The 8,823-nt window shown below is 69.6% G+C and carries 11 protein-coding genes and 2 pseudogenes; 8 read left to right on the top strand and 5 right to left on the bottom strand.

Annotated features, from left to right (window positions below; all coding sequences use genetic code 11):
- The first annotated feature begins 434 nt into the window (after positions 1-434).
- The gene (locus ACFYOH_RS42145; protein ID WP_388636957.1) at positions 435-755 is read left to right on the top strand and encodes a transposase; all 321 of its coding nucleotides are present in this window, start codon (positions 435-437) and stop codon (positions 753-755) included.
- A gap of 339 nt (positions 756-1,094) precedes the next feature.
- Here the strand turns inward: ACFYOH_RS42145 and ACFYOH_RS42140 are convergent, their stop codons facing one another.
- Positions 1,095-1,637, bottom strand: coding sequence for a GNAT family N-acetyltransferase (locus tag ACFYOH_RS42140; protein WP_388636954.1), 543 nt, complete (start codon positions 1,635-1,637; stop codon positions 1,095-1,097).
- 199 nt (positions 1,638-1,836) lie between these two features.
- Here ACFYOH_RS42140 and ACFYOH_RS42135 point away from each other — a divergent pair.
- The 4 genes and pseudogenes from ACFYOH_RS42135 to ACFYOH_RS42120 form a co-directional block, all read left to right on the top strand.
- A pseudogene (locus ACFYOH_RS42135) lies at positions 1,837-1,977 on the top strand (DNA starvation/stationary phase protection protein); the annotation flags it as partial.
- 169 nt (positions 1,978-2,146) lie between these two features.
- Positions 2,147-2,497 carry a LysR family transcriptional regulator gene (locus ACFYOH_RS42130; RefSeq protein ID WP_388636951.1) on the top strand — a complete coding sequence of 117 codons (351 nt, stop codon included), beginning with the start codon at positions 2,147-2,149 and terminating at the stop codon, positions 2,495-2,497.
- Positions 2,488-2,844: a hypothetical protein gene (locus ACFYOH_RS42125; protein ID WP_388636948.1), complete on the top strand. Its 357-nt coding sequence runs from the start codon at positions 2,488-2,490 to the stop codon at positions 2,842-2,844. Before ACFYOH_RS42130 ends, ACFYOH_RS42125 begins: the two co-directional genes overlap by 10 nt.
- A gap of 268 nt (positions 2,845-3,112) precedes the next feature.
- On the top strand, positions 3,113-3,589 hold the full coding sequence (locus tag ACFYOH_RS42120) for a TetR family transcriptional regulator (RefSeq protein WP_388636945.1): 477 nt from the start codon (positions 3,113-3,115) through the stop codon (positions 3,587-3,589).
- A gap of 180 nt (positions 3,590-3,769) precedes the next feature.
- Here the strand turns inward: ACFYOH_RS42120 and ACFYOH_RS42115 are convergent, their stop codons facing one another.
- Positions 3,770-4,105, bottom strand: coding sequence for a hypothetical protein (locus tag ACFYOH_RS42115; RefSeq protein WP_388636942.1), 336 nt, complete (start codon positions 4,103-4,105; stop codon positions 3,770-3,772).
- A 146-nt stretch (positions 4,106-4,251) separates the two neighbouring features.
- On the opposite strand from ACFYOH_RS42115, the gene ACFYOH_RS42110 reads away from it, so the two are divergent.
- On the top strand, positions 4,252-4,656 hold the full coding sequence (locus tag ACFYOH_RS42110; RefSeq protein WP_388636939.1) for a transposase: 405 nt from the start codon (positions 4,252-4,254) through the stop codon (positions 4,654-4,656).
- Between the two features lie 31 nt (positions 4,657-4,687).
- Here the strand turns inward: ACFYOH_RS42110 and ACFYOH_RS42105 are convergent, their stop codons facing one another.
- Entirely contained in the window at positions 4,688-5,530 is an 843-nt protein-coding gene (locus tag ACFYOH_RS42105; protein ID WP_388636936.1) for an NmrA/HSCARG family protein, read from the bottom strand.
- 353 nt (positions 5,531-5,883) lie between these two features.
- On the opposite strand from ACFYOH_RS42105, the gene ACFYOH_RS42100 reads away from it, so the two are divergent.
- Positions 5,884-6,582, top strand: coding sequence for a TMEM175 family protein (locus ACFYOH_RS42100; RefSeq protein ID WP_388636934.1), 699 nt, complete (start codon positions 5,884-5,886; stop codon positions 6,580-6,582).
- Between the two features lie 907 nt (positions 6,583-7,489).
- Positions 7,490-7,804, top strand: a complete 315-nt coding sequence (locus ACFYOH_RS42095; RefSeq protein ID WP_388636932.1) for a hypothetical protein — start codon at positions 7,490-7,492, stop codon at positions 7,802-7,804.
- Positions 7,805-8,066: 262 nt separating this feature from the next.
- Here ACFYOH_RS42095 and ACFYOH_RS42090 read toward each other — a convergent pair whose 3' ends face one another.
- Complete coding sequence (locus ACFYOH_RS42090; RefSeq protein ID WP_388636929.1) at positions 8,067-8,681, bottom strand: FMN reductase; 615 nt, start codon at positions 8,679-8,681, stop codon at positions 8,067-8,069.
- Positions 8,678-8,823, bottom strand: a pseudogene (locus ACFYOH_RS42085) (5,10-methylene tetrahydromethanopterin reductase); the annotation flags it as partial. The pseudogene ACFYOH_RS42085 and the gene ACFYOH_RS42090, both read right to left, overlap by 4 nt.

Below are 8,823 nucleotides of genomic sequence, written 5' to 3'. Positions count from 1 at the left end.
GCCCCCGCCCCCCCCCCCCGGGGGGGGGGGCGCCCCCCCCCCCCCCCCGGGCCCGCCCCCCCCCCCCGGGGGGGGGGCGCCCCGCCCCCCCCCCCCCGCCCCCCCCCCCCCCCCCCCCCCCCCGCGGCCCTTTCGTCATGGCTCAGGGCGGTGCCCCGCCGTCGGCCCCGGTCACCGGCGCGGCACCGTGACCACCGCGACCGGGCTCGCCAGAACCACACCGGCGACAAGCGCGGGTGCCGGAGACCAGGCGGCCGCCAGGACACCGGCCCCAGCGAGGGGAAACAGAATGCGTTCGGCCACGCTCCGTTGGTGTGGCCGCAGGTGCACCATCCACACCGTGATCAGTAAAACGGCCGCCGGAGCGGTGACCGCGGCGCCGGCGGCAGTCGGTGAGGTCCCGGTGTGACGCGTGACGTGATCGGCGTACGCGGATGATCCCGGTTCATGGGCAGGGCGATCTCACGGATGAGCAATGGGCGGTGCTGGAGCGGTTGTTGCCGAAGAGGAGGAATGTGGGGCTGCCGCCGGTCCGGTCCCGGCGGCAGCTGATCGACGGCATACGGTTCCGGGTCCGCACCGGGGTGCCACGGCGGGGCGTGCCCGTCGAGTACGGGCCGTGGGGCCGAAGGAACCACCGGGTGGTGTCTTCGACGAGCCCGATGATCACGGGCCAGGGCGTTCGCGCGGCGGGTTCACGGCCAAGCTGCACGTGGCTGTCGAGCAGGGTCAGAAGCCCATGTCGATCACGGTGACGGCAGGGCAGCGGGGGGACTCGCCGCAGTTCGATCGGGTGCTGGAGAAGGTCCGTGTGCCCCGCATAGGGGCGGGTCGGCCGCCTCTGCCCCGACCGTGTGCGGGGTGACAAGACGTACGCCTGCCGGAAGAACCGCGCCTACCTGCGCCGCCGGGGAATCCGCTGCACCATTCCGGACAAGCCCGACCAGGTCCGCAACCGCAGGAAGCGCGGGTCCAGCGGTGGCCGGCCACCGAAGTCCGCCCCAGAGGACTACAAGGCCCGGCACGCGGTCGAGCGCGGCGTCAATCGCCCGAGAGTCTCAAGAGACATCGAGCCGTGGCCACCAGGTACCCCATCAACGAGTGGTTGTGAGGTACTGGTCCGACGACAACTCGAACACCCGTACTGGCCGACCGCCGGTGGGATTGACGGTTTCACGGACCGGATGCATCCCCAGTTTGGTCATGATCCGTTCGGAGGCGTCGTTGCCCACTTGAGTGATGCTGACGATCCGCTCCAGCCTTCGCTCCTCGAACCCGAACCGTACAGCGGCCGCAGCGGCCTCGGTGGCCAAGCCCTGCCCCCAGTGGGAACGTCCCAGCCGCCAGCCGACCTCCACCGCCGGCAGTATCTCCGGCAAGAAGTCGGGCACCGACAGGCCGGTGAACCCGGCCAGCTCGCCAGTGGACCGGATCTCCACGGCGAACAGGCCGAAGCCCTGTGACTCCCACTCGCTCTCCCATGCCTGGATCCCGACGCGCGTCTGCTGTTCGTCACGGACGCTGCCGTCACGGATCCACCGCATGACCTCGGGGTCGGCATTGATGGCCGCCATGGGCGCAACGTCTTCCTCGCGCCAGCGACGCAGGATCAAACGGGGAGTCTCAAGCGTGACCATCCAATCATTCTGGATCACAAAATGAACTCTCCGCCATCTTTACCAGGCACCGTCGATACACGCCCCAGAGCTGCCGGAGAACCGCCCGAGTCCGCCGGCGCGCGGCGGCTTGTCCGAGAGTGAACGGCCAGCAGGAGCACCGGACCCAGTGCGCGGGCAGGCACCATCACATGCACTGCGGGTCAAGCCGTGCCTCGACCACGACGCCAGCGCCCGGACCGCCGAGTGCGGTGACGACGGCACGATCGACCTGCTGGTCTCCCAGGTGATCCGGACGGGCGAACGGCAGGCGTGGTTCTTGGCCGAGCATCTGGTCGACACGCCGCTGGTGCGTGCCTGAGGAACGCCTCCGGCCGCTGCTCGCCCTGGGTGAGCAGGTACCCGGAGCGGCATGAGCCGCCGGGAGCGGCACGGCGCGCCGCCGCCAGCATTCGGTGCAGCGAGATCGAAGACCGTCGCCTTCGTGCCGGACGGAGCCGGGCGACGCGCTGCTTGACCGGGAGCGGACGATGCATCTGCGGCAGGAGGAGGTCGTCGTCGCGGTGGCCGGCGCGGGCGGTTCACGGCGGCTGCACGTGGTCCAGTCCGCCGTGTCCGGCACGGTCCGCGCTCTCGAACGCGAGCTGAGCACCCCGTTGTTCGACCGCACCACACACCGCGTCGCCCTCATCTCGGTCGGCGAGGCGTTCCTGACCGCCTACGCGCGACGCCCGGGCCGCCGAGCCGGCACGGGAGGCCGTCGATGCCGTACGGGGGCAGTCGCGCGGGCGGGTGACGGTCGGCAGGATGCAGGGGGTGTGGGCTGGGGCTCCACCGCGCCCTGGCCGCGCTGCGTGCGCAGCATCCGGGCGTGGTCGTGACACCTGCGGCAGGCGGCCGTCGTCGGGATCTGGCAGGCAGTGCGCGACGGCACGGTGGAACCTGGCCCTGGGTCGCGCTGGACCGCCGGCAGCAGCGCGGGCTCGCGACCCGGCTGCTGTCCCGCGGCGACATGGTGCTGCTGACGTCGCCCCGGCGGGTGCTCGCCGGGGCGACGCCGAACGGCGAGGTCCGGCTCGCCGACATCGCCCAGTTGCTCTCGGTGGACTTCACACCCGGCTGGGCCATCCGCTACGCCGTCGACCGGGCCTTCCGGGCCGCGGGGGTCGACCGCAGCACGACGTTACTGACTTCGGCTCGTTGGGGTGATCTTCCTCGAAGTGCCTGATGGACCTGGAGTGTTGTCTGTATCCCGTGGTGTATGAGGTATGCGGATGGGGGCGGGCCGACTCCTGCGGGACGTCAGCGCAGGGAGACGCTACGGATGCAGGCGGCCGAGCTTTCGAGCAGAAGATCAAGCCGACGGAGGTCGCACGGCGGCTGCGGGTGAGTGCGAAGTCGGCCTACCAGTGGCACCAGCTGTGGCCGGACTCATCGCGATGCGGCCCGGTTCCCGCACCCGGCACGGCCCTCGTCGTCGCGGCGGAGGGGGCCAGGTGAAGCGGTGTAACACCATAGCGGCGCCCGCCGACCAGGGCCCGAAGGCCGCCGTCCGCAACCGGGTCGCCCTCGTCGCCACCGCCCGGGAGATCCATGCGGAGCACGGTCTGGACGCTCCGCTCTCCGCGATCGCGCGCAGGGCCGGAGCCGAGCCGGGTGTTCTCTACCGGCACTTCCCCGACGGGGACGCCGTGGCGACCGCCGTCCTGGAAGAGAACGTGCGGCGTATCGAGCAGGCTGGCGCCGAGGGTGCCACGTTGGCCGAGTCTCTCGCTGTCGTCACCTGGCATCTGGCACAGTCGACGGCCTTCATCGGCCTCCTGCACATGGTCGGAGCGAGCGGTCGCCCCGAGGCCCGCGCATACACCCTCGATCTGTCCGGGCGGGTCGAGCGCACCCTGCGGCTGCAGGGAAGTCCCCCAGCCCACTGTTCAACCCTAAGTGGTCGGCTCCGGAAGTCCTTCGGGGGTTGACTTGAGCACTCGTCTTGTGGAGTCCAGGTAGCGGAGCGGACGTGCCACCGGTGTCGTTGCGCACGACGCCAGCGTGGCCCATCTGCACGCCAGCTGGGAGATCCGGACGTCGACCTGGTCTGTGGCAGCGGATGTGCCCAGTTTCCGTCCACGGTTTCCGGGCTGGTTGGCTGCTGCGGGTCAGCCGCGCACCGCAGCCATGCACTCGTCGTACAGGTCCATGATTTCGCCGTTGCCATCGTTGGCGACCCAAGTCATCGATGCGGCATCCAGGCATGCGAACGCCGTCGCGATCACCGCGCGGGCCTTCGCGCCCTCTGTGCCGGTAGCTGCGTCCATACGGGTCTCGATGAGCGGAAGCAGGTTCTCCTGGAACCGCAGTCGCTCTTCCGCGCCATCGCTCAACGGGTCCTGGACCTGTACGCGCGCATCTTCGATGACACCCCGCTCGGAGAGGACGAGTCCGCAATCTCCGCAGACGAGAAGACCTCCGTCCAGGCCCGTTGCTGCTGCCATCCCACCCTGGCCCCGGGCCAGGCCCGTTCGATGCGCGTCAACCACACCTACGGGCGCGGCGGAGCCCTGGCCTACCCACCCGCCTACGACATCCACCGGGCCGAGGTCTTCGGCCGCTGTGAACAGAGCACAGGCATCGCGCGTTCATGAGACTGGTTGAGCAGGTGATGGGCAACGAACCCTACGCCGGCGCGACACGGGTCTTCTTCATCGTCGACAACGGCTCCTCGCACCGCCGCAGGTCGGCCATCGACCGCCTGGGCTCCCGGTTCCCGAACGCCGTCATGGTCCACACACCCGTCCACGCCTCCTGGCTGAACCAGATAGAGATCTTCCTCTCCATCGTGCAGCGCAAGGTCGTCTCACCCAACGACTTCACAGACCTCGACGAGGTCCGAAACCGGCTCCGAGCATTCGAAGACCGCTACAACGCCGCGGCACAGTCGTTCCAGTGGAGGTTCACCACCTCCGACCTGGATGATCTGCTGGCCGGGTTCGACCGGCGCACTGCCGATCACCCAGAAGAATTCTCCGTTGCCCCGGCAGCGTGATCAACCCCCGAAGGACTTTCGGGGCTGACCACTAAGCGAACGTACGGCGCGCCCAGTCTGCGAATCCGGTCCATGGAATTTCCGGGTGAGCACCGTGCAGTGCGGGAATGTCCACGCGGTAGCCGGGTCCATTCAGGAACGTCCACATCGCATGCATATCCGGATTGCTGATCTCTGCCAGCGGTACGTACTCGTGACGGACCTCCCGTCCCAGCACCGCGCCTAGCGTGGCCGCCATCTGGGCGGGGGTGGGCGCATCGCCGGCCAGCTCGATACGCCGCCCGACATAGGGGGCGGGATTGAGCAGGACTTCCGCAGCGAACGCACCGAGGTCGGGGCGGGCCAGTTGCTGCAACGGCCGGTCGGGTGGGAGCGGCAGATCGAGAACGCCGTTGAGGATGCGTTCCGCACCACCCAGGGCGTTGTCGAAGAAATACGTCGGCCCGAGGATCGTGTAGGGCACGTCCCCGGAGACCAGCTCAGCCTCGATCCGAGCCTTGCTGTCGAAATGGGGTACGCCGCTCTTTTGGTCGGCGCCGGCTACCGAGCTGAACACGAGATGGGGCACGCCCATTTCCCCGGCGGCAGCCAGAATTGCCCGCCCCTGAGCCACTTCCGCCTCCACACCGGCCTCGAAGGGAGTGGTCATCGCGAAGACGCCCGCCACTCCGCTCATCGCCGCGGCGAGCGACGCGCGATCGTTCAGGGAACCGGCCACCACCTCGACGCCTTGGCGGGCCAATTCCCGTGCGGCGCCTCGCAGGGGGTCACGTACCAGTGCCCGGAGCCGGGCTTCGCGGCCCAGCAACGCGTCGGCCACGGCACCGCCCTGACCGCCGGTTGCCCCCAGTACCAGGATCGGCCCATCGAGCATCGCAGAACGTCCTTCCTTGCGGCCAGGCATGGCAGTGGATCAATGCATCAGGCCCCACCGTAACCGTCTGTCTCGGACGGCAGACGCAGCCGCGCGGCTGCCCGATGGTAAGCACCTCACCGCTCGGAGCGCGGACCGTCTTCTTCCTCGTCGGGCACACCGATGTTGCTCCCTGTCCGCGCACTCAGGAGACCAGCTCGGGGGCGGGGCGGGAACCGAACTGTATGAGCCTACGGCCTTCTCACCCACTCCTTCGTGTCCAGAAGTGCACAAGGCCCTGCTCGTTGGCGCAGTGAAGGAGACAGCGCACGGATACTTGTTGAACGACATGAGTCTGTACGTCAGGAGACGGCTTGTCCCGCACCCATCCCCGCAAGTTCTCCCGCTCTGAGACCACACGGGCCGAGGCATTCAGTGACGGTGTGTTCGCCATCGCCGTCACGCTTCTCGTCCTCAATCTCGCCGACCCTCCGCACAAACCGGGCGGCCTTGGCCGGGCTTTGCTGGCTCAGTGGCCTGCCTATCTCGGCTACCTGGCGTCCTTCGGCTATGTCGCGGTGATCTGGCTCAATCATCACCAGGCCTTCGTCCGGATCAGGACCATGGATCGCGGGCTGCATGCCGCCAACCTGTTTTTGCTGCTCACCACGGGATTGTTGTCCTTTCCGACCGCGGTGGTGGCGGACGCGCTGCAGGCAGATCCCATGGGCGCGGACGCGCGGGTGGCCGTCGCTCTGTACGCCGGCATCGCCGCAGCGATGTGCCTGAGCTGGGTGGCCTTCTACCAACAGATCTCCCGCCGGCCCGAGCTGCTGGACCCTGAGGTGGAGGACACGTACGTGCGGCACGGTCGACTTCGTTCCTGGGCCGGTGCCCTCGCCTACATCGCGGCCGGGCTGATGGGGGTGCTCATCGCACCGCTGCTGGCGATCGCCGTGTTCGTCCTCCTCCCTGTCTTCTACTTCGTCACCAGCGAAGGTCTGCCCAGTGGGACGGCTCCGCCTGGTGCCGGACATCGGGCCGACGAGACAGGTCGTGACGGTGTGGTCTGACGCGCTCTGACCTCGGTGGCCTGGTAGCCGGGCGGACGCTGCCGCACGGGCGTCCAGCGCCCTGGGTCGGCCGAGGTGCTCCGCTTGCGGCCTGCGACGCGGCCGAGCCTCGCCGACTGTGACGTCACTCGCCGGGGCACTCGTGGGCAGTGGCATCGGCGCCGACTCCGCCGCACCGGCGGGCGATGCGGATCGTGGACGGGGAGCGGCGGAGGAGGCGGCGGGTGGGCCGGTTTCACGGGCGGTCGCACCAGCTGAGGCTCACGATGGCCCCCGTCCCACCGGGATCAGATACAGGTAATCGTCATACAGGGACGCGACGGCCGGCCGTGTTCCCCCTGGTGAGGGCATCGGGGAAGCCATGCACGGTCGGCGCGACGAGCGGCAGCACCCGCTCTGCCCTGAGCGTAGGGTCGGCCTGTGGCGGTCTTCATGGAGCGGTGGACGAGACGTGAGGACGAACGGCTGCTCACCGGACGGGGCCGGTACGTCGCCGACTTGTCGGTGCCGGGGTGTCTGGACGCGGCGTTCGTGAGGAGTCCGGTGGCCCCAGGGACAACTGCGTGCGGTGGACTGCGCCGGTGCCCGACGGGTCGCGGGGGTCGTGGGGGGCCTGGTCCGCGGCGGATCTGGCGGAGCTGCCGTGCTGCGCGCATGCGGCCGCGGACCTGCAGGACCTTCCTCCGGTCCCGCACACGCTGCCGGCCACGCTGTCGACGGAGGAGGCAGTGGCGGGCCGGGAGTGGCCGGTGCTGGTGGGTAGCGGCTCGCGACTCGTTCCGCGGCCCTCTCCAGACGGCGCGCCGCCCGGCGAGCTGATCACGTCGATGCGGTTCCCACTGCTCGGCGAGGACATCGGCGTCGGCTTCATCGAGCACCGGCGCGCACCCACTTGTGCTTCGCGCAGGTGGCCGTGGCCGCGGCGCTGACCATGCGCGACGCGGTGATCGAGGAGGCGCGGACCAGGCTGGTCAACTGTGCCGACCGGCCAGTGCGGGCACGCGCCGCCGAGCAGGCGCTGACCGGCGCCGAGTTCGGCTCGCCCCCACCGGTCACCGGCTGCCCGAGGTTTCACCTGTTCGTGCGCGCGGGCCGTATCGCCGCAGAACAGGACGCCGCAGCCCCGGCCGAGCCGTACACCGCCCTGGAGTACCGACGGCATGCCATCGCGGTGCTGGTCGGCCGAACGCTTCGACAGGCCGCGCAAGGAGCCTCCACGTGAAGATCACGCTCACGGTCAACGGCGAGACCTACCCACTCGATGTCGAACCGCGGCGTGTTCTGGCCGACGTACTGCGCGAGGACTGCGGGCTCACGGGCACACACCTCGGCTGCGAACACGGCGTCTGCGGGGCCCGCATGGTCCTGGCGGACGGTGAGGCCGTCCGGCCCTGCCTCATGCTGGCCGTGCACTGCGACGGCAGTTCGGTACGCACGGACCGTGGAAGGACTGGCCGGACCAGACGGCGAATCCCATGGCGCGCTCAGTCGAAGCGCAGATCGGAGAGCTGCTTCTTGGACACGGTGAGGTCGTCCTCGGGCAGGGGATGGGCTGCTCTGGTGGCCAGGATCGAGGCCATCTCCCGGCCCGCACGGCGTATGCGTGCGGGCAGGCCTTCGGGGTGCGCGGCGCTGCCTGAACCCCAGTCCTCCGACGCCGCGTACACGCCGGTCGGGAGGACCACGGTCCGCAGGTAGGTGAAGAGTGGACGCAGCGCGTGTTCCAGGACGAGAGAGTGGCGGGCAGTACCACCCGTCGCTCCGATCAGGACCGGCTTGCCCGTGAGGGCGCCCGGATCGATCAGATCGAAGAAGGACTTGAACAGCCCGCTGTACGAGGCGCTGAACACCGGTGTCACGGCGACCAGGCCGTCGGCGCTCGTCACCGCTTCGATCGCGCCGGCCAGCTGAGGTGGGGGGAATCCGGTGACGAGGTTGTTGGCGATGGCGACAGCCAAGGCACGCAACTCGATGACATCCACGTCCGCCTTGTGGCCTTGATCGGCGAGCGCGTCGCGGACCGTGTCGGTGAGACGGTCCGCCAGCAGGCGGGTGGAAGAGGGGGTGCTCAGACCCCCGGATACGGCGACGACCTTCATGCGACGGTCACCCCTTCCGAAGCGGTTTCCGGAGTGGCTTCCGCAGCCGCTGCCAGCAGGGACCGGTGGGTCGGCGCCTCCGGCACGTCCGCGGGCCGACCGTTCGCGAACTCCTTGCGCAGCACGGGCACGACCTCCTCGC

Origin of the sequence: Streptomyces sp. NPDC007856, from assembly GCF_042868225.1 — a bacterium.
Classification (GTDB): Bacteria; Actinomycetota; Actinomycetes; order Streptomycetales; family Streptomycetaceae; genus Streptomyces.
The sequence above is the reverse complement of the archived record's forward strand: the minus strand, read 5'-3'. Positions and strand labels throughout refer to the sequence as shown.